Here is an 18,505-nt window from a genome sequence, read left to right on the forward strand (position 1 = left end):
GATCGGACACGCCGGGAGGATCGATGAGGGCAGGCGGGACATGGCCCGACGGCGCCCTCTTCGGTCCGCACGCCGGCGCGCTCGTCGTCGACCCCTCCCCGCTGCTGCGGGAGGCGCTGGCCGGGCGGCTGCGTGCGCTGGGCGCCCGGGAGGTCGAGGAGGCCGCCTCGCTGGAGGAGGCCCGGGTGCGGGCGCACGTCTCCGGCCCGCGGGCACTGTGCGTGCTGGAGGTCGACCTGCCCGAGACCGGGCCGGAGACCGCCGGCCGCGGCGGCGACCCGGGGCGGGGTCTGGAGCTGCTCCCCACCCTGCGCACCGAGGGCTGGCCGGTGACCGTGGTGCTGACCGCCGTCACCGACCCGGCGGTGGTGCGCACGGCCTTCCTGGCCGGCGTGCAGGGGTACGTGCTGAAGACCAGCCCGCTGGCCGTGCTCACCGACGGGCTGCGCGCCGCGCTGTCCGGCGACGTGTACGCCGACCCGGGGATCGCCAGCAGCCTCGCGCAGGGTCTGACCCAGAGCGGCGTCGAGGAGGCCGTCGGCGAGCTGTCCCCGCGCGAGCGGGACATCCTGCGGCTGGTGGCCGACGGGCACACGAACAAGGAGATCGGCGAGAAGGTGGACCTGTCCGCATTGACCGTGAAGAGCCACCTGGCGCGCATCGCGCGCAAGCTGGGCACCGGCGACCGGGCGCACATGGTGGCGCTCGGCATCCGTTCGGGGGTCATCAACTGAGCACCGATCCGCAGTCCACTCCCCCGGCCGACCCCGTCGCCGAGGAGACGCTGCCCGAGGCGGTCCCGCTGCTCGCTCCCCGCGACGGGCTGCCCCCGGTCGTCGAGACCTCGACGGCGCTGGTCGCCTACGCCGACGCACTGGCGGCCGGCACCGGGCCGGTCGCCGTCGACGCCGAGCGGGCGTCGGGCTACCGCTACGGCCAGCGCGCCTACCTGGTGCAACTGCGCCGCGAGGGCGCCGGCACCGGCCTGATCGACCCGGTTCCGCTGCCCGACCTCTCGGTGCTGCAGGCGGCGATCGCCGACGCCGAGTGGGTGCTGCACGCCGCCAGCCAGGACCTCCCGTCGCTGGCCGAGATCGGGCTGGTCCCGGCCCGGCTGTTCGACACCGAGCTCGCCGCGCGGCTGGCCGGTCTGCCCCGCGTCGGCCTGGGCGCCGTGGTCGAGTCGCTGCTGGGGTTCCGGCTGGAGAAGGGGCACTCCGCGGCCGACTGGAGCACCCGGCCGCTGCCCGAGGACTGGCTGGTCTACGCCGCGCTGGACGTCGAGGTGCTGGTCGACCTGCGCGACGCCCTCGCCCGCCTGCTCGCCGACCAGGGCAAGACCGAGTGGGCCCGGCAGGAGTTCGAGGCGATCCTCGCCGCCGGCCCGCCCGCGCCGAAGGCCGACCCGTGGCGGCGCACCTCGGGCATGCACGGGCTGCGCAGCCGGCGGCAGCTGGGCATGCTGCGGTCGCTGTGGCAGGCCCGCGACGACCTGGCCCGCCGCCGCGACGTCGCCCCCGGGCGGGTGCTGCCGGACGCCGCGATGGTCTCCGCGGTGCAGGCCGACCCGAAGAGCGAGGGCGCGCTGCTGGAGCTGCCGGTCTTCCGCGGCCGGGCCAACCGCAAGCTGGTGGGCACCTGGTTCGGGGCGCTGGTCCGGGGGCGCGAGCTGCCGGAGAACGAGCTGCCGCTGCACAGCCGCCCCGGCGAGGGGCCGCCGCCGGTGAACCGCTGGGCCGACCGCGACCCGGCCGCCGCCGCCCGGCTCAAGGCCGCCCGGGCCGGGCTCGCGCAGGTCTCCGAGCAGTGGTCGGTGCCGGTGGAGAACCTCCTCTCCCCCGACCTGGTCCGGCGGCTGATGTGGACCCCGCCGCCGGCCGACGCCGACTCGGTGGCCGCCGCGCTGCGCGCCGGTGGTGCCCGCGAGTGGCAGGTCGGGCTGACCCGGGACCTGCTCACCGAGGCCATCGCCCAGGGCTGAGTCCCCGGTCGAACGGCGGGCTCAGCCTCTCGCGGGGTGGGCCGGCCTGGTCCGCAGCTCGCGGACGAGGCGGCGGGGGTCGTCGGCGAAGAGCGCGACGGCCTCCGCCGGCACGGCCTGCCCGTCCAGGTCGACCGCCGCACCGGGGCGCAGGGCCAGCCGGACGCTGGTCTCCCCCATGACGCTCAGGGCGACCAGCCCAGCGGCGACCTCCAGGTTCCGCTTCGCCCCGTCGGTGGCGGCGACCCGGGCCTCGGCGACGTCGGCGAGCCGGACCCGGACCGTCCGCAGCCGCCCGAACCGCAGGGTCAGCACCTCGGCGCCCAGGGTGTGCGGGTTCTGCCGCAGCGACAGCGCGAACCCGATCAGCCAGACCATCCCCCACACCGCGAGTGCGAACACCACCCAGCGCACGGTGGGCCAGGGCAGCAGCAGGTGGACGACGCCGATCTCCACCGGGGTGAGCCCGATGACCGTCCCGAGCATCACCCCGATCCGTGAGGTGTAGGGGAACGCCTCCGCCCCCGGCTCGACCACGGTGCGCCGGCGCACCGCCCACCCGAGTGCGCGGAGGACGCCGAGCTCCGAGCGGACCAGCCAGTACACCGGCCGCGGCAGCGCCGCCTCGGCGCCGGCCAGCACCGCCGTCCCCCGGGTTTCCCCGGCCTGCCGGGTCCGGCGGTACGCCCGGCGGAACAGCCGCACCTCGGCGAGGAACACCCCGGCCAGGAGGAGTTCCAGGACGACGGCGACGGTGACCGCGGTGCGCACCGGGAGCGCCCCGGTGACCGCGAGCGCGGCGTTGACCAGCGGGACGAGCAGGGCCAGCCACGGCACCACCCTGGCTCGCATCGCCACTCCCTGTCCCAGCACCGCGAACCTAGCGGACGGTCCCGTCCGATGGGGCTGTCCCGGGACGGCACCCCGACGACGAGGGGCGGCCACCGGGGCGCCCGGTGACCGCCCCTCGGAACGGGGTGGCGCGCTAACTTCGCCCGGCGGCCGCGCGGCGGCGGGCCAGGGCGTCCACGGAGGCGGCGAGCAGCAGCACGCCGCCGGTGATGATGTAGTTCAGGTACGCCGACACCCCGAGCAGCCCGAGGCCGTTGTCGATGATCGCGATCACCAGGCCACCGAGCACCGCGTCGCGGACGCGGCCCCGGCCGCCGAAGAGGCTGGTGCCGCCGATGACCGCCGCACCCACCGCGTACAGCAGGGTGTTGCCGCCACCGGAGCCCGGCGTCACCGAGCTCAGCCGGGCCGCCGCGACCAGGCCGCTCACCGCGGCCATGGACGACGACAGCACGAACACCATGATCCGGATCCGGACCACGTTGATGCCCGCCCGGCGGGCGGCCTCCTTGTTGCCGCCGACCGCGTAGACGTGCCGGCCGAAGGTGGTCCGGCCCAGCAGGAAGGTCAGCGCCAGCAGCAGGATCACCACGACCGGGATGGCGTACGGGATGCCCTGGAGGTCGATCGCGGCCGACAGCGCGCGGTCGGCGTTGAGGATCCAGGTGAGCACCACGACGACGACCGCGATCAGCGCGATCCGGGCCAGCACGATGCCCAGCGGCTGGCTGTCCAGCCCCTTGCTGCGCTGCCTCCGCCAGCGGTTCAGCGTGAGCGCCGCGTAGAGCACGATCACCGCCGCGGCCAGCAGCCAGCCGATCCCCACCGGGATGTAGCTGTTGGTCAGCGCCCGGATCACGTCGTCCCGGATCGGCACGGTGCCGCCCTGCCCGATGATGCGCAGCGTGACGCCCTGGAAGGCGAGGAACAGCGCCAGCGTCACGACGAAGGACGGGATGCCGATCATCGCGACCAGCGTGCCGGTGAACATGCCGATCACCGCGCCGGTGACCAGCGCCCCCAGCACCGCGACGTACCAGGGCACCCCGACCTCGGCCAGCAGCTGGGCGAGCACGGCGGCCGCCACCCCGCTGACCACACCGGCGGACAGGTCGATGTCCCCCAGCAGCAGCACCCAGACCAGCCCCATCGCCAGCAGCGTGATCGGCGCGGCTTGGATGAGCAGGTTGGTGATGTTCAACGGGGTGAGGAACGTCTCCGGCCGCAGCGCGAAGAACAGCAGCGTGAGCACGACGATGCCCAGCACCGCCGGCAGCGCACCGAGGTCACCGCCGCGGAGCCGGTCGACGTACCCGCGCACGACGCCGCCGACGGTGGTCTGCGTGCGGTCGGCCTCGAAGCCGGACGGCGCCGACGCACCGGGCTCGACGTCGCTGGTGGGGATGGTCTCGCTCGCCATCTCAGGCCCCCTCGAAGACGGACTGGTCCAGGCCCAGGTCGCCGGACCGCCCCGAGGTGATGAGCTCGATGACCTGCGTCCGGTCGACCTGGGAGATCGGGACGTCGGCCGCCATCCGGCCCAGGTAGAGCGCGGCGACGCGGTCGGCGACCTCGAAGACGTCGACCATGTTGTGGGTGATGAACAGGACGGCGTGGCCGGTGTCGGCCAGCCGCCGCACCAGGTCGAGCACCTGCCGGGTCTGCGCGACGCCGAGGGCCGCGGTCGGCTCGTCGAGGATGACGACCTTGGACTCCCACAGCACGGCCTTGGCGATCGCCACGGTCTGCCGCTGGCCACCGGAGAGGCTGGACACCAGCTGCCGGACCGACTTGAGGGTGCGGACCGAGAGGGTGGTCAGGGTGTCCTTCGCCGCCTGCTCCATCGACGCCTCGTCGAGCACCGGCCCCTTGGTCCGCTCGCGCCCGAGGAACATGTTCTGCACGACGTCGAGGTTGTCGGCCAGCGCGAGGTCCTGGTAGACGACCTCGATGCCCAGGTGCGCGGCGTCCCGGGGCCCGGTGACCTGCACCTGCTCCCCGTCGAACCAGAACTCACCGCTGTCGATCGGGTGGATGCCGGCGATGGACTTGATCAACGTGCTCTTGCCGGCGCCGTTGTCGCCGACGAGGGCGGTGACCTGCCCCGGGAAGACCTTCAGGTCGACGCCGTGCAGCACCTGGTTGGCGCCGAAGCTCTTCTTGACACCGCGGAGCTCGAGGATCGGTGTGCCGTCCTCGGAGCGCGGATCGGACATGGGGGGTCCTTCCTGACGACACGCCTGCGGGGCGCCCTCCCCGGAGGGAGAGCGCCCCGAGACGGATGGGCTTACTGGATGCCGAGCTCGGTGCAGGCGGCGGCGTACTCGCCGGTGCACAGGTCCTCAGCGCTGACCTGGCCGTCCTCGACGACCCGGCTGACGTTGTCGCGGGTGATGGAGACCGGGTCCAGCAGCACCGAGGGCACCGTGCGGTCGCCCTCGGGGTCCTCGGACTCGCCGTTGACGATGGACGGGTCCTCCTCGCCGTTGATCAGCGCGATGGCCAGCTCGGCCAGCGCGTTGGCCTCCTCCGCGGCCGGCTTGTAGACCGTCATGCACTGGCGGTTGGCCAGGATGTTCTGCAGGCCCTCGACCGAGGCGTCCTGCCCGGTGACCGGCACGGTCCCGGCCTGGTTGTTCCGCGCCAGCACCTGGATGACGGCGTTGGCCAGCGTGTCGTTGGCGGCCAGGACGCCCTGGATGTCGCCACCCTGCTGGGTGTACATCTGCTCGAAGCGCGTCAGCGCCTCGTCGGGCTCCCAGCCCGGCACGGCCTGCTCGGCCACCTGGGTGTACTGGGTCATCGGGTCGAGCACCTCGTGCGCGCCGTTGGCGAACAGCGTGGCGTTGCTGTCGTCGGGCGAGCCGTTGAGGAAGGCGATGTTCGCCGGGTCGTCGCCCAGGCAGTCGGCCAGCCCCTGGCCCTGCAGCCGGCCGACCTCGGTGTTGTCGAAGGAGACGTAGTACTCCGCCGAGCCACCGAGGGTGAGCCGGTCGTAGTCGATCGTCGCCACGCCCTGCTGAGCGGCCTGGTCCTGGATCTGGGCACCCGAGGCGTTGTCCAGGTTGACGATCGCCAGCACGGTCACCCCGCTGGTGATCATCTGGTTGGCGATGGTCTGCATCTGCTGGGCGTCGCCCTGCGCGTTCTGGATGTCGGCCTCGATGCCGGCCTCATCGAAGGCGGCCTCCAGCAGCGGGCGGTCGAAGGACTCCCAGCGTGGCGAGGACTCGGTGTCGGGGAGGATGACGCCGACCTTGCCCTCGGCCTGCGCGCCGCCGTCGCCGCCACCGTTGGTGCCGCCACCGTCGTCGCCGCCGCCACCGCAGGCGGCGAGGGGGAACACGAGGGACGCTGCCAGAGCAGTCATCAGGGTGCGCCGTCGCGCCATGAAGGTTCCTGCCTTTTCGTCGAGGTACCGGAAAGTGCCGTGGGGGATCGTGCGCTCCATCACATGTGGTGGCAAGCACACTGCAGGACCGTTGCGGGACCGTGATCAAGAACTGACCCGGCCCCTCACCCCGCCGGGGGTGGAGGTCGCCCTCGCGGTTACCAGCCGGTAACTTGCTCCGCGGCCGGTTCGCCACCCGATCCGGTGCCCGGACTCGACGCGGAGGTCTGCGTGTCCCACCCCCAGCAACGGCCCCGTCCGCTGCGTGAGGTCGTCTTCGTCGACGGCGTGCGCACCCCGTTCGGCAAGGCCGGCCCCACGGGCCTCTACGCCGAGACGCGCGCCGACGACCTGGTCGTGCGCTGCATCCGCGAGCTCATGCGCCGCAACCCGACCCTGCCGGCCGAGCGGGTCGACGAGGTGGCGATCGCCGCCACCACCCAGATCGGCGACCAGGGACTGACCATCGGCCGCACCGCCGCGCTGCTCGCCGGGCTGCCGGCGACGGTCCCCGGCTACGCGATCGACCGGATGTGCGCCGGCGCCATGACCGCGGTGACCACCACGGCCTCGGGCATCGCCTTCGGCGCCTACGACGTCGCGATCGCCGGCGGGGTCGAGCACATGGGCCACCACCCGATGGGCGAGGGCGTCGACCCGAACCCGCGGTTCGTCAGCGAGCAGATCGTCGACGGCTCCGCGCTGGTGATGGGCTCGACCGCGGAGAACCTGCACGACCGGTACCCGCACCTGACCAAGGAGCGGGCCGACGCGTTCGCCGTCGCCAGCCAGCAGAAGTACGCCGCGGCCGTGGCCGAAGGCCGGATCGGCCCCGAGCTGGTGCCGGTGGCCACCCGCTCCGCCGAGCACGGCTGGGGGCTGGCCACCGTCGACGAGCCGCCGCGGCCGGGCACCACGCTCGAGGGGCTGGCGACGCTGCGGACGCCGTTCCGCCCGCACGGGCACGTCACCGCCGGCAACGCGGCGGGGCTGAACGACGGCGCCACCGGCTGCCTGCTCGCCGCCGAGGAGGTGGCGCAGGAGCTGGGCCTGCAGGTCGGCATGCGGCTGGTCGGGTTCGGCTTCGCCGGGGTCGAGCCCGAGGTGATGGGCGTCGGCCCGGTCCCCGCGACGGAGAAGGCGCTGGCCCGCACCGGGCTGACCATCGACGACATCGGCCTGTTCGAGCTCAACGAGGCCTTCGCCGTCCAGGTGCTGGCGTTCCTCGACCACTTCGGCATCGCCGACGACGACGAGCGGGTCAACCCCTGGGGCGGCGCGATCGCCGTGGGCCACCCGCTGGCCTCCTCCGGGGTGCGGCTGATGACCCAGCTGTCCCGGCAGTTCGCCGAGCGGCCCGACGTCCGCTACGGCCTCACCGCCATGTGCATCGGCATCGGCATGGGCGGCAGCGTCATCTGGGAGAACCCGAACTGGAACGGAGCACGGGCATGAGCGCCCCCACGGAGGTCGTCACGCGGTCACTGGTGCGGTACCTCGCCGTTCCCGGCCTGGCCGGGGAGCTGGCGCTGATCACCCTGGACAACGGGCACGACCACACCCGGCCCTCGACCTTCGGCGCCGGCGGGCTCGCCTCGCTGGACGCCGCGCTCGACGAGATCGCCGCGCACTCCCCCGCCCCGGCGGCGATCGCGGTCACCGGCAAGCCGTTCGTCTTCGCCGTCGGCGCGGACCTCTCCGGCGTGCCGGGCATCACCTCGCCCGCGCAGGCCCGGGAGATCGCCGAGACCGGGCACCGGGTGTTCCGCCGGCTGAAGGACTCGCCGATCCCGACCTTCGCGTTCGTCAACGGCGCGGCGATGGGTGGTGGCCTGGAGCTGGCGCTGCACTGCCAGCACCGGACGATCGCCTCGACCGCCGTCGTCGCCTTCCCCGAGGTGTTCCTCGGGCTGGTGCCCGGCTGGGGCGGCACCCAGTTGCTGCCGAACCTGATCGGCATCGACGCCGCGGTCACCGTGATCGTGGAGAACGCGCTCGCGCAGAACAAGGTCACCCCGGGGCCGAAGGCGGCCCGGCTGGGCATCGCCGACGCGGTGTTCGAGCCGGCCGACTTCCTGGAGCGGTCGCTGGAGTGGGCGGCCGGAGTCATCACCGGCGACGTCGCCGTCCGCCGTCCGGAGATCGACCGCTCGGCCTGGGACGGCGCGATCGCCCACGCGCGCGGCGTCGTCGCGGCCCGGACCCGCAACGCCTCCCCCGGCGCGCTGCGCGCGGTCGAGCTGCTCGACCTGGCCCGGGCCGGCGACGCCGGGTTCACCGCCGGCACCGCCGCCGAGGACGACGCGCTCACCGACCTGCTGATGAGCGACGAGCTGCGGGCCGGCCTGTACGCGTTCGACCTGGTGAACAAGCGGGCCAAGCGTCCCGCCGGTGCCCCGGACCGGAAGCTGGCCCGGAAGGTCACCAAGGTCGGCGTCGTCGGCGCCGGGCTGATGGCGTCCCAGCTGGCGCTGCTGTTCGTCCGGCGGCTGGAGGTGCCGGTGGTCCTCACCGACGTCGACCAGGCCCGGGTCGACAAGGGCGTCGGCTGGGTGCACGGCGAGCTGCGGAAGCTGGCCGAGCGCGGGCGGCTCTCCCCCGATGCGCTGAACCGGCTCACCGGCCTGGTCACCGGGTCGCTGGACAAGTCCGCCTTCGCCGACGCCGACCTGGTGATCGAGGCCGTGTTCGAGGAGCTGTCGGTCAAGCAGCAGGTGTTCGCCGAGGTCGAGGCGGTCGTCTCGGCGGAGTGCGTGCTGGCCACGAACACGTCCGCGCTGTCGGTGACGGAGATGGCAGCAGGGCTGCGGCACCCGGAGCGCGTGGTCGGGCTGCACTTCTTCAACCCCGTCGCCGTCCTGCCGCTGCTGGAGGTCGTTCGCGCCGAGCGCACCGACGACGCCACGCTGGCCACCGCGTTCGCCGTGGGCAAGACGCTGAAGAAGTCGTGCGTGCTGGTCGCCGACGCCCCGGCGTTCGTGGTGAACCGGCTGCTCACCCGCTTCCTCGGCGAGGTCACCGCGGCGGTCGACGCCGGCACACCGGTCGCCGTCGCGGAGCGCGCGCTGGAGCCGCTGGGCCTGCCGATGACGCCGTTCGAGCTGCTGACGCTGGTCGGCCCGCCGGTGGCGCTGCACGTGGCCGAGCGGATGCACGAGGCGTTCCCGGAGCGGTTCGGCGTCGGCGCCGGGCTGCGGCGGATGGTCGAGCTGGGCAAGGCGTCGGTGTTCACCGAGCCCGGTGTGATCGACCCCGACCTGGCCGGCATCGACGCCGGCGACTCCCCGCTGACCGAGGACCAGCTGCGGGAGCGGGCCGAGCGGGCGCTGGCCGAGGAGATCGGTCTGATGCTCGACGAGGGCGTCGTCCAGGCCGTGCAGGACATCGACCTGTGCATGATCCTCGGCGCCGGCTGGCCGTTCTGGCTGGGCGGGATCTCCGCGTACCTGGACCGGGCCGGGGTCGCCGAGGCGGTCACCGGCGCCCGGTTCCTGCCGCGCGGGGTGGCGTCCCTCCCCGCCTGATCCCCGCCGGGATCAGGTGACCTGATCGTGCGTGCTCCTGGCTCAGCCCCCACGGTGAGCCAGGAGCACGCACGGTGAGCCCGGACGGCGGCCCATCGGTGCGAGCATGCGGGCATGAGCAGCGACGTCGACCCCGAGGTGAGCGCCCTGGCCATCAACGTCACGGTGCCCGAGGCGCTCCGCTGGACGGACACCCGACGGGGCGAGGAGTTCGTGCTGACCACGCTCAACGTCCGGCTGCTCCCGGACGGGCACGTCGCGGCCAAGGCCTACGGGCGACCCACCGCCGGCGGCCGCGGCGGATACGTGTCGTTCCCCGTGCCCGCCCGGGCCGAGCTCACCGCTCTGGTGGCCACGGCAGCCGACCGGGCGGCACAGCTGTGGGCGGCCCACCGCGGACTCGGCTGACGCCAGCGGCCCCCGGCCGCCGAGCTCAGCCGAACTTGTGCGTGAGGCTGTCCATGGTGCGCTGCACGGAGGCGATCTTGACGTGCGACAGCCCGCCGTCGGCGCCGGCCAGCATCATCGCCTCGTGCGCGGCCCGCAGGGTGTCCCAGACGACGTCCGCCGGCCCCTCCAGCGTGGTGCCCAGGGCGCCGACCTCGTACCGCAACCCCGAGCCGGCGATCGCACCGATGGCCGCCTCGACGTGCGCATGGGGGTCGGCCGCGGTGCCCGGCGGCGAGGGAGCCACCTGGATCTCGGCGATCACCCACTCGCCGGTCGGCTCGCTCACTGCTGCTGACCCTCGATGTCGGCCACCCGGTTCTCCCCGGCGCTCCGGTCGGCGACCCGGGCCGCCCACTCCACGATCCGGCGGGCGACGTCCTGCTCGGTCAGGCCGGCGTCGGCCAGCACCTGCCCACGGCTGCCGTGGTCGAAGAAGCGCTGCGGCAGGCCCAGGGTGCGCACCGGCACGTCGCAGTCGCGGTCCTGCAGCGCCTGGGTCAGCGTCGTCCCCACGCCACCGGCGCGGCCGCCGTCCTCCACGGTGACGACCAGCCGGTGCTCACCGGCGAGGGCGACCAGCTCGTCGGCGACCGGGAGCACCCACCGCGGGTCGACCACCGTGACCTCGATGCCGTGGTCGGCCGCGCGCTCGGCGACCGCCAGGCACATCGGCACCAGCGAGCCGACGGCGACGAGCAGCACCTCCGGGGACGCCGCCCGGCGCAGCACGTCGACGGGGCCGCGGCGCTCCAGCGCGGGCACCTCGACCGGCAGGGCGCCCTTCGGGAAGCGGACGACGGTGGGCGCGTCGGCGACCTCCATCGACTCCCGCAGCGCCTCGCGCAGGGTCGGCTCGTCGCGGGGCGCGGCCAGGTGCAGGCCGGGGACCACGGAGAGGATCGACATGTCCCACATGCCGTTGTGCGAGGCGCCGTCGGATCCGGTGACCCCGGCGCGGTCGAGCACCACGGTGACCGGCTGCCGGTGCAGGGCGACGTCCATCAGCAGCTGGTCGAACGCCCGGTTGAGGAAGGTCGAGTAGACGGCGACGACCGGGTGCAGCCCCGCCATCGCCAGCCCGGCGGCCGAGGTGAGCGCGTGCTGCTCGGCGATGCCGACGTCGTAGGTCCGCTCGGGGAACCGCTCGGCGAACGGCGCCAGCCCGGTCGGGTGCAGCATCGCCGCGGTGATCGCGACGACGTCGGAGCGCTCGGCGCCGATGCGCACCAGCTCGTCGGCGAAGACGTCGGTCCACTCCGGCCCCTTGGCCGCCGAGGAGAGCCCGCTGTCGGGCTCGAAGACCCCGGTGGAGTGCCAGGCGTCGACGGTGTCGGTCTCCGCCGGCGGGTAGCCGAACCCCTTGGTGGTCACCGCGTGCACGATGACCGGCCCACCGAAGGACCGGGCCCGGCGCAGCGCGTGCTCCATCATCTCGACGTCATGGCCGTCGACCGGGCCGACGTACTTCATGCCGAGGTCCTCGAACATGCCCTGCGGGGACAGGACGTCCTTGAGGCCCTTCTTGATCGCGTGCAGCGCGTCGTAGAGCTTCGTGCCCACCACCGGGGCCTTGTGCAGCGCCTGGCGGACCGCGGCCAGCGCCTCCTCGTAGCCCGGGCGCAGCCGCAGGCTGGCCAGCGCATCGGCGACCCCGCCGATGGTCGGCGAGTAGGACCGGCCGTTGTCGTTGACCACGATGACGACCGGGCGGTCCTGGGCGGCGGCGATGTTGTTCAGCGCCTCCCAGGCCATCCCGCCGGTCAGCGCGCCGTCGCCGATGACCGCGGCCACCGGCCGCACGTCCCCGCGGACGGCGAAGGCCTTGGCCAGGCCGTCGGCGTAGGACAGCGACGTCGAGGCGTGGCTGTTCTCCACCCAGTCGTGCTCGCTCTCCGCCCGGCTCGGGTAGCCGGACAGGCCGCCGCGCTGGCGCAGCTGGGCGAAGCCGTCGAGCCGCCCGGTGAGCAGCTTGTGCACGTAGGCCTGGTGCCCGGTGTCGAAGACGATCGGCTCGCGCGGGGAGTCGAAGACCCGGTGCAGCGCGATGGTCAACTCGACCGCGCCCAGGTTGGGGCCGAGGTGCCCACCGGTCTTCGCCACACTGGCGACCAGCGCGTCGCGGATCTCGGCGGCCAGGACCGGCAGCTGGTCCGGCCGCAGCGCCCGGAGGTCGGCGGGCCCGGTCAGCGAGCTGAGCAACGACACGACGGGGCAGGGTCCTCTCGACGACGGCGGCGCCCGGGGGGCGCTGCCGGTGGGGCTCCCACTGTAACCGCGCACGACCGATCTCCCCCGGTGAGCAGAGGAAGCTCGTCTCGCTACAGCCGCGGCACCCAGCGTTCCCCGCGCAGCGCGCCGCCGACCACCTCCACCCCCCGGGCGGCGCGGTTGAGCCGGGCGCCCTCACGCTCGTAGGCGCTCATCGCGGCCTCCATCGCCTCCGGCGGCAGCTCGTCGGCCAGCTCGACCCGCACGGTGCGCCAGCCTGTCCGGGCGGCCTCCAGGCCCGCCGCCACGTGGTCGGCGGCGAAGCGTGCCAGCAGCACCGGGTAGCGGCGCAGCACCTCGTGGGCGCGGTAGTCCGGCGGCACCAGGTCGTAGAGCCAGGCGACGGCGGTCTGCTCCCAGTCGGGGACACCGGGTGGTGCGACCTCGTCCGGCCACCCGGGGGGAAGTGCGTCGCTCACCCGCCCAGTGTGCGGCCGGGCCGCCTGCGCACCGACACCGGATCGCACGTGTGTTCGAAGCGTGATCTGTCGGTACCCGGTCGTAGCGTGCGGTGGGTGACCGAACCGGACCACGTGACCGAGGCCCGTGCCGCCTACGACACCGTGGCCGTCTCCTACGAGGAGCTGGTCCGCACGTCGCTCGCGGAGAGCCCGATGGACCGGGCGCTGCTGGGCGTCTTCGCCGAGCAGGTGCTGGGCCGCGGTGGCGGCCCGGTCGGCGACCTGGGGTGCGGGCCCGGCCGGATCACCGCCCACCTCGCCGGGCTCGGCCTGGACGTCTTCGGCGTCGACCTCTCCCCGGGCATGGTCGAGGTGGCCCGGCGGAGCCACCCGGACCTGCGCTTCGAGGTCGGCTCGCTGACCGCGCTCGACCTGCCGGACGGCGGCCTGGCGGGGGCACTGGCCTGGTACTCGGTGATCCACACCCCGCCCGGGCGGCAGCCGGCGGTGTTCGCCGAGCTCGCGCGGGTGCTGCGGCCCGGCGCACCGCTGCTGCTGGCGTTCCAGGCCGGCACCGACGAGCCGGTGCACCACCGGCAGGGCTACGGCCACGAGATCTCGCTGCACGTGTGGCGGTCCGATCCCGACCGGGTCGAACGACAGCTGACCGATGCCGGCCTGGCCGTGCGCGCCCGGGTCCTGCGCGAGCCCGAGACCGGGTACGAGAAGTCCCGCCAGGCGTACCTGCTGGCCGTCCGGCAGTAGCTCAGGCCGGGACGAGCAGCGCGACGCACTCCACGTGGGCGGTCATCGGGAAGGCGTCGAAGGCGCGCAGGTCGGCCAGCCGGTAGCCGGCACCGGCGAGCGCCGCCACGTCGCGGGCCAGCGACGCCGGGTCGCAGGCCACGTACACCACCGCGCGCGGCTGGGCCCCGGCGATCACCCGGCTCACCTCCGGCCCGGCGCCCGCCCGCGGCGGGTCCAGCACGACGACGTCCGGCCGGCCCAGGTCGCCCAGCAGCTCGGTGAGCCCGGCGGCGTCGACATCGCCCTGCCACACCTCGGCCTGGGGCAGGTCGGCCAGGTTGGCGTCCGCGGCGGCGCAGGCGGCCTCGTCGGACTCCACGCACACCACCCGCCCGCGCTCCCCCACCGCGGGCGCCAGCGCGCCACCGAACAGACCGGCGCCGGCGTAGAGGTCCAGCACGGTCTCCCCCGGCACCGCCGCGGCGAACTCCTGGACGGCGCCGACCAGGGCGTCCGCGGCAGCCGGGTGCACCTGCCAGAAGCCGGTGCCCTCGACCTCCCAGTCCCGTCCGCCCGCGGTGCGCTGCGCGCGGCCGGCGGGCTCCTCCGGGACGTCGGCGCCCGGGCGCAGCACCTGGGTGTCCAGCGGCCGACCGCGGCGGTCCAGCGTCGTCGTCGTCACGACCCCGACCGAGTCCAGCGCGACGTCCACCGCGCCGGCGTCCAGCCAGCGGCGGGAGAGCACCGCCTGCGCGGCGGGCTCGGCGGTGATCGGGCAGTCGTCGAGCGGGACGACGTCGTGCGAGCGGTGCCGGCGCAGCCCGGGTGACCCGGTCCGGTCGACCGCGAACCGCGCGCGGGATCGCCAGCGCAGCGGTCCGCCCGGCAGCGGCTCGACGGTCACGTCGACGTCGAGGCCGGCCAGCCGGGACAGCTGCTCCCGGACCACGTCGGCCTTCAACCGCAGCTGGCCCTCGTGGCTGACGTGCTGCCAGTCGCACCCGCCGCAGCGGCCCGGGCCGCTGTACGCGCACGGCCGCTCGACCCGGTCCGCCGCCGCCTCGAGCACCTCGACGGCGTCGGCGCGGCAGAAGCCCTTCTGCCGGTCCTCGGTGACCTCGACGACCACCCGCTCGCCGGGCAGCGTGTGCCGGACGAACACCACCCGGCCCTCGTGCCGGGCCACGCAGTGCCCGCCGTGCGCCACCGGCCCGACGGTCACCTCGAACCGCCGCCCGACCCAGCCACCGGTCGCGTCGGGCGCCTGGCGCTGGGGGCGGGACGGCGGGCGCCGGCGGCGCTCAGCCATACGGCGTCTGCTCGGCGTCGGTCGTCAGCCCGCGGCGCAGGTCACCCGGCGCGGGACCGGCCCCGGCCCTGGCCCCGCCGTCACGGTCGTGGTCCAGCGAGCTGTCCAGCTGCCACGGCACGCTGGTGATCATCACGCCGGGCTGGAACTGCAGCCGGCTGCGCAGCCGCAGCGCGCTCTGGTTGTGCAGCACGTTCTCCCACCAGTGGCCCACGACGTAGTGCGGCACGAACACCACCACCAGCTCCCGCGGGCTGGAGCGGCGGATGTCCTTGACGAAGTCGACCACCGGCCGGGTGATCTCCCGGTACGGCGACTCCAGCACGGTCAGCGGAACCGGGATGTCGTAGCGGTCCCAGTCGGCCTGCAGCGCGCGGGTGTCGGCGTCGTCGACGTTGACGGTGAGGGCGGTGAGCACGTCCGGACGGGTGGCCCGGGCGAACGCCAGCGCCCGCAGCGTCGGCTTGTGCACCTTGGAGACGAGCACCACCGCGTGCACCTTGCTGGGCTTGGTCCGCGCGTCGGTGTCGGGGACCAGCTGGGCGGCGACGTTCGAGTAGTGCCGGTTGATCGCCTTCATCAGCCAGTAGATCACCGGCATCGAGGCGATGACGATCCAGGCGCCGCCGGCGAACTTGGTGATCACCACGATGATCAGGACGACGGTGGTCATCGACCCGCCGGTGGCGTTGATCAGCCGGGAGCGCTGCATGCGCCCGCGCGCGCGGGGGTCGGTCTCGCCGCGCAGCTCGCGGTTCCAGTGCCGGACCATGCCCCACTGACCGAGGGTGAAGCTGGTGAAGACACCGACGATGTACATCTGGATCAGCTGGGTGGAGTCCGCCTCGAAGACGACCAGCAGCAGGATCGCGAAGCCGGCCAGCAGCAGGATGCCGTTGCTGTAGACCAGCTTGTCGCCGCGGGTGTGCAGCTGGCGGGGCATGAACCGGTCCTGGGCGAGCACGGAGCCCAGCAGCGGGAAGCCGTTGAACGCGGTGTTCGCCGCGAGGATGAGCACCAGTGCGGTCGCCGCCTGCACCGCGTAGAAGCCGATCGAGTCCGGTCCGCCGAAGACCGCCGCGGCGACCTGCGCGATCACCGTGCGCTGCGGCTGGGTCTCGCAGTCGGTGAAGCCGACCAGGTCGCAGGTGTTCTCCGCGTACTTGACGTCCGACATCAGGGCCAGCGCGGTGACCCCGGCGAACATCGTGGCGGCGATGCCGCCCATCAGCGCGAGCGTGGTCGCGGCGTTCCTGCTCTTCGGCGGGCGGAACGCCGGCACCCCGTTGGCGATCGCCTCCACCCCGGTCAGCGCGGTGCACCCGGAGGCGAACGCGCGCAGCACGAAGAAGATCAGCGCCATCCCGGTGACCTGCTCGTAGCCGGGTTCCGGCTCGATCAGGTAGCCGGCGCTCTCGGCCACCGCCGGGGCGTCGGTGAAGAACTCCCGGACCAGGCCGGTGCCGATCATCACCATGATGCAGGCGATGAACGCGTAGGTCGGGACCGCGAACGTCCGGCCCGACTCCCGGACCCCGCGCAGGTTCATCGCGACCAGCAGCAGCACCAGGCCGACCGCGATCAGCACCCGGTACTCGTTCAGCGCGGGGAACGCGGAGATGATGTTGTCGGTCCCGGAGCTGACCGACACGGCCACGGTGAGCACGTAGTCGGTCAGCAGCGCGCTGGCCACCACCAGACCGGCGAGCTGGCCGTGGTTCTTCATCGCGACCTCGTAGTCGCCGCCGCCGGACGGGTAGGCGTGCACCACCTGGCGGTAGGACAGCACGACCACGCCGAGCAGCAGGACGACGACGGCCGCCAACCACGGTGTGAGGAACAGGAACGACGTCCCGGCCAGCGTCAGGAAGATCAGGATCTCCTGCGTCGCGTAGGCCACCGAGGACAACGGGTCGCTGGCGAAGATCGGCAGCGCCAGGTGCTTGGGCAGCAGCGACTCACCGACCCGGTCGCTGCGCACGGGGCGTCCGAGAACGAGTCGTTTCGGGAGTTGTCCGAGGTCGGACAGGGATGGCACGGCGGCGATGGTACGGACGCCGGGGCCCGCTGGAGGCCGGGACGGGGCGACCTCACTCACACGGGCCCCCCGGGCGGGTCACGAGCGGCCCTGCGCGGCCACTCCCGGCGACGTGCGGGTGTAGCTTCGCCCGCTGGAGCCCGGGGCGGTCCGCACGGGCACGAGACGTCGATCAGGCGGGGTGGGACAACGTGCACGTGGTCGTCATGGGCTGCGGCCGGGTCGGGTCGGCGATCGCCCGGCGCCTGGAGACGATCGGGCACAGCGTCGCGGTCATCGACCAGGACCCCGAGGCCTTCCGCCGGCTGGGTCCTGAGTTCGGCGGGCGGCAGGTGACCGGACTCGGCTTCGACCGGCAGACGCTGCTGGACGCCGGGATCGACTCCGCCGGCGCCTTCGCCGCGGTCAGCAGCGGGGACAACTCGAACATCATCAGTGCCCGGGTCGCCCGGGAGACGTTCGGCGTCGAGCACGTCGTCGCGCGCATCTACGACTCCAAGCGCGCCGAGGTCTACGAGCGGATGGGCATCCCCAGCGTCGCCACCGTCCCGTGGACGGTGAACCGGCTGATGCGCGAGCTGCTCTCGGTCAAGGTCACCGAGATCTGGCGCGAGCCCACCGGGCAGGTGCTGCTCATGCGGGTCACCGTCACCGACAGCTGGGTCGGCCGGCCGCTGAGCGAGCTCGAGGCCGCCTCCGGCGCCCGGGCCGCCTGGGTGGTCCGCTTCGGCGACGCCCAGCTGCCCACCCCCACCACCGTGCTGCAGACCGGCGACCACCTCGTGGTCGCCGCCACCGACGACATCACCGACCGCGTGCACCAGGCCGTCGCCCAGGCCCCGGCCGAGGGAGGGCACCGCTGATGCGCGTGGCCATCGTGGGGGCGGGCGCCGTCGGCCGTTCCATCGCCACCGAGCTGCTCGGCAACGGGCACAGCGTGATGCTCATCGAGCGCAACGGCTCGCGGGTCAAGCCCAAGGCCGTGCCGGGCGCGGAGTGGGTGCAGGCCGACGCCTGCGAGGTCTCCTCCCTGGAGGAGGCCCAGCTGGCCACCTGCGACGTGGTCATCGCCGCCACCGGTGACGACAAGGCCAACCTGGTCGTCTCGCTGCTGGCCAAGACCGAGTTCGCGGTGAACCGCGTCGTCGCCCGGGTCAAGGACCCGCGCAACGAGTGGCTCTACACCGAGGCCTGGGGCGTGGACGTCGCGGTCTCCACGCCGCGCGTGCTGGCCGCGCTGGTCGAGGAGGCGGTCACCGTCGGCGACGTCGTGCGGCTGATGAGCTTCCGCAAGGGCGCGGCGAACCTGGTGGAGATCACCCTGGCCGAGGACACCCCCTGGGTGGGCCGGCCGCTGCGCGAGGTGCCGCTGCCCCGGGAGACGGTGCTCACCACGATCCTCCGCGGCGACCGGGTGATCACCCCCGACCCCGACGAGCCGCTGGAGGCCGGGGACGAGCTGCTGTTCGTCGCCCACGGCGACATCGAGGACGAGCTGCAGCAGACCCTCTGCCCCGACGGCAGCTGTTGAAGGACCCCCGTGA

The 18,505-nt window shown here is 73.8% G+C and carries 17 protein-coding genes; 8 read left to right on the top strand and 9 right to left on the bottom strand.

Features of this window, described 5'->3' with window-relative positions:
- Positions 1-23 precede the first annotated feature (23 nt).
- Complete coding sequence (locus ACI795_RS10580) at positions 24-734, top strand: LuxR C-terminal-related transcriptional regulator (RefSeq protein WP_457075455.1); 711 nt, start codon at positions 24-26, stop codon at positions 732-734.
- A 50-nt stretch (positions 735-784) separates the two neighbouring features.
- A complete protein-coding gene (locus ACI795_RS10585; RefSeq protein WP_457075553.1) occupies positions 785-1,981 on the top strand; it encodes an HRDC domain-containing protein in 1,197 nt (398 codons plus the stop codon).
- A gap of 21 nt (positions 1,982-2,002) precedes the next feature.
- Here ACI795_RS10585 and ACI795_RS10590 read toward each other — a convergent pair whose 3' ends face one another.
- From ACI795_RS10590 to ACI795_RS10605, 4 genes are all read right to left on the bottom strand, one after another.
- Positions 2,003-2,833 carry a hypothetical protein gene (locus tag ACI795_RS10590; protein WP_457075456.1) on the bottom strand — a complete coding sequence of 277 codons (831 nt, stop codon included), beginning with the start codon at positions 2,831-2,833 and terminating at the stop codon, positions 2,003-2,005.
- A 133-nt stretch (positions 2,834-2,966) separates the two neighbouring features.
- Positions 2,967-4,253 carry a sugar ABC transporter permease gene (locus tag ACI795_RS10595; RefSeq protein ID WP_457075457.1) on the bottom strand — a complete coding sequence of 429 codons (1,287 nt, stop codon included), beginning with the start codon at positions 4,251-4,253 and terminating at the stop codon, positions 2,967-2,969.
- A gap of 1 nt (position 4,254) precedes the next feature.
- Entirely contained in the window at positions 4,255-5,049 is a 795-nt protein-coding gene (locus ACI795_RS10600) for an ATP-binding cassette domain-containing protein (RefSeq protein ID WP_457075458.1), read from the bottom strand.
- Between the two features lie 71 nt (positions 5,050-5,120).
- The gene (locus tag ACI795_RS10605) at positions 5,121-6,203 is read right to left on the bottom strand and encodes a sugar ABC transporter substrate-binding protein (RefSeq protein WP_457075459.1); all 1,083 of its coding nucleotides are present in this window, start codon (positions 6,201-6,203) and stop codon (positions 5,121-5,123) included.
- A 252-nt stretch (positions 6,204-6,455) separates the two neighbouring features.
- Between ACI795_RS10605 and ACI795_RS10610 the strand changes: the two genes are divergently transcribed.
- From ACI795_RS10610 to ACI795_RS10620, 3 genes are all read left to right on the top strand, one after another.
- A complete protein-coding gene (locus ACI795_RS10610) occupies positions 6,456-7,679 on the top strand; it encodes a thiolase family protein (protein ID WP_457075460.1) in 1,224 nt (407 codons plus the stop codon).
- Complete coding sequence (locus ACI795_RS10615; protein ID WP_457075461.1) at positions 7,676-9,748, top strand: 3-hydroxyacyl-CoA dehydrogenase NAD-binding domain-containing protein; 2,073 nt, start codon at positions 7,676-7,678, stop codon at positions 9,746-9,748. Before ACI795_RS10610 ends, ACI795_RS10615 begins: the two co-directional genes overlap by 4 nt.
- Before the next feature lie 114 nt (positions 9,749-9,862).
- Complete coding sequence (locus tag ACI795_RS10620) at positions 9,863-10,156, top strand: hypothetical protein (protein ID WP_457075462.1); 294 nt, start codon at positions 9,863-9,865, stop codon at positions 10,154-10,156.
- Between the two features lie 25 nt (positions 10,157-10,181).
- Here ACI795_RS10620 and ACI795_RS10625 read toward each other — a convergent pair whose 3' ends face one another.
- The 3 genes from ACI795_RS10625 to ACI795_RS10635 all read right to left on the bottom strand — a co-directional run bounded on the left by ACI795_RS10625 (position 10,182) and on the right by ACI795_RS10635 (position 12,885).
- The gene (locus ACI795_RS10625; protein ID WP_457075463.1) at positions 10,182-10,484 is read right to left on the bottom strand and encodes a thiamine-binding protein; all 303 of its coding nucleotides are present in this window, start codon (positions 10,482-10,484) and stop codon (positions 10,182-10,184) included.
- The gene (gene dxs, locus ACI795_RS10630; protein ID WP_457075464.1) at positions 10,481-12,403 is read right to left on the bottom strand and encodes a 1-deoxy-D-xylulose-5-phosphate synthase; all 1,923 of its coding nucleotides are present in this window, start codon (positions 12,401-12,403) and stop codon (positions 10,481-10,483) included. The genes ACI795_RS10625 and dxs overlap by 4 nt, the downstream gene beginning before the upstream one ends.
- A gap of 113 nt (positions 12,404-12,516) precedes the next feature.
- Positions 12,517-12,885, bottom strand: a complete 369-nt coding sequence (locus ACI795_RS10635) for a hypothetical protein (protein ID WP_457075465.1) — start codon at positions 12,883-12,885, stop codon at positions 12,517-12,519.
- Positions 12,886-12,981: 96 nt separating this feature from the next.
- On the opposite strand from ACI795_RS10635, the gene ACI795_RS10640 reads away from it, so the two are divergent.
- The gene (locus ACI795_RS10640; protein WP_457075466.1) at positions 12,982-13,632 is read left to right on the top strand and encodes a class I SAM-dependent DNA methyltransferase; all 651 of its coding nucleotides are present in this window, start codon (positions 12,982-12,984) and stop codon (positions 13,630-13,632) included.
- A 1-nt stretch (position 13,633) separates the two neighbouring features.
- Here ACI795_RS10640 and ACI795_RS10645 read toward each other — a convergent pair whose 3' ends face one another.
- Complete coding sequence (locus ACI795_RS10645; RefSeq protein ID WP_457075467.1) at positions 13,634-14,923, bottom strand: class I SAM-dependent RNA methyltransferase; 1,290 nt, start codon at positions 14,921-14,923, stop codon at positions 13,634-13,636.
- The gene (locus ACI795_RS10650; RefSeq protein ID WP_457075468.1) at positions 14,916-16,904 is read right to left on the bottom strand and encodes an APC family permease; all 1,989 of its coding nucleotides are present in this window, start codon (positions 16,902-16,904) and stop codon (positions 14,916-14,918) included. Before ACI795_RS10650 ends, ACI795_RS10645 begins: the two co-directional genes overlap by 8 nt.
- 248 nt (positions 16,905-17,152) lie before the next feature.
- On the opposite strand from ACI795_RS10650, the gene ACI795_RS10655 reads away from it, so the two are divergent.
- Together ACI795_RS10655 and ACI795_RS10660 are read left to right on the top strand one after the other, a co-directional pair.
- Positions 17,153-17,824 (top strand): potassium channel family protein, encoded by a 672-nt coding sequence (locus ACI795_RS10655; RefSeq protein WP_457075469.1) that lies wholly within the window; start codon positions 17,153-17,155, stop codon positions 17,822-17,824.
- Complete coding sequence (locus tag ACI795_RS10660) at positions 17,824-18,492, top strand: potassium channel family protein (RefSeq protein WP_457075470.1); 669 nt, start codon at positions 17,824-17,826, stop codon at positions 18,490-18,492. The genes ACI795_RS10655 and ACI795_RS10660 overlap by 1 nt, the downstream gene beginning before the upstream one ends.
- The last annotated feature ends 13 nt before the right edge of the window (positions 18,493-18,505 follow it).

It is taken from the genome of Modestobacter sp. SYSU DS0290, from assembly GCF_054050955.1.

Coding starts and splice junctions, on each gene's coding strand:
- ACI795_RS10580 (WP_457075455.1), top strand. CDS start 24: ATGAGGGCAGGCGGGACATGGCCCGACGGCGCCCTCTTCGGTCCGCAC.
- ACI795_RS10590 (WP_457075456.1), bottom strand. CDS start 2,833: ATGCGAGCCAGGGTGGTGCCGTGGCTGGCCCTGCTCGTCCCGCTGGTC.
- ACI795_RS10595 (WP_457075457.1), bottom strand. CDS start 4,253: ATGGCGAGCGAGACCATCCCCACCAGCGACGTCGAGCCCGGTGCGTCG.
- ACI795_RS10600 (WP_457075458.1), bottom strand. CDS start 5,049: ATGTCCGATCCGCGCTCCGAGGACGGCACACCGATCCTCGAGCTCCGC.
- ACI795_RS10605 (WP_457075459.1), bottom strand. CDS start 6,203: ATGACTGCTCTGGCAGCGTCCCTCGTGTTCCCCCTCGCCGCCTGCGGT.
- ACI795_RS10615 (WP_457075461.1), top strand. CDS start 7,676: ATGAGCGCCCCCACGGAGGTCGTCACGCGGTCACTGGTGCGGTACCTC.
- ACI795_RS10620 (WP_457075462.1), top strand. CDS start 9,863: ATGAGCAGCGACGTCGACCCCGAGGTGAGCGCCCTGGCCATCAACGTC.
- ACI795_RS10645 (WP_457075467.1), bottom strand. CDS start 14,923: ATGGCTGAGCGCCGCCGGCGCCCGCCGTCCCGCCCCCAGCGCCAGGCG.
- ACI795_RS10660 (WP_457075470.1), top strand. CDS start 17,824: ATGCGCGTGGCCATCGTGGGGGCGGGCGCCGTCGGCCGTTCCATCGCC.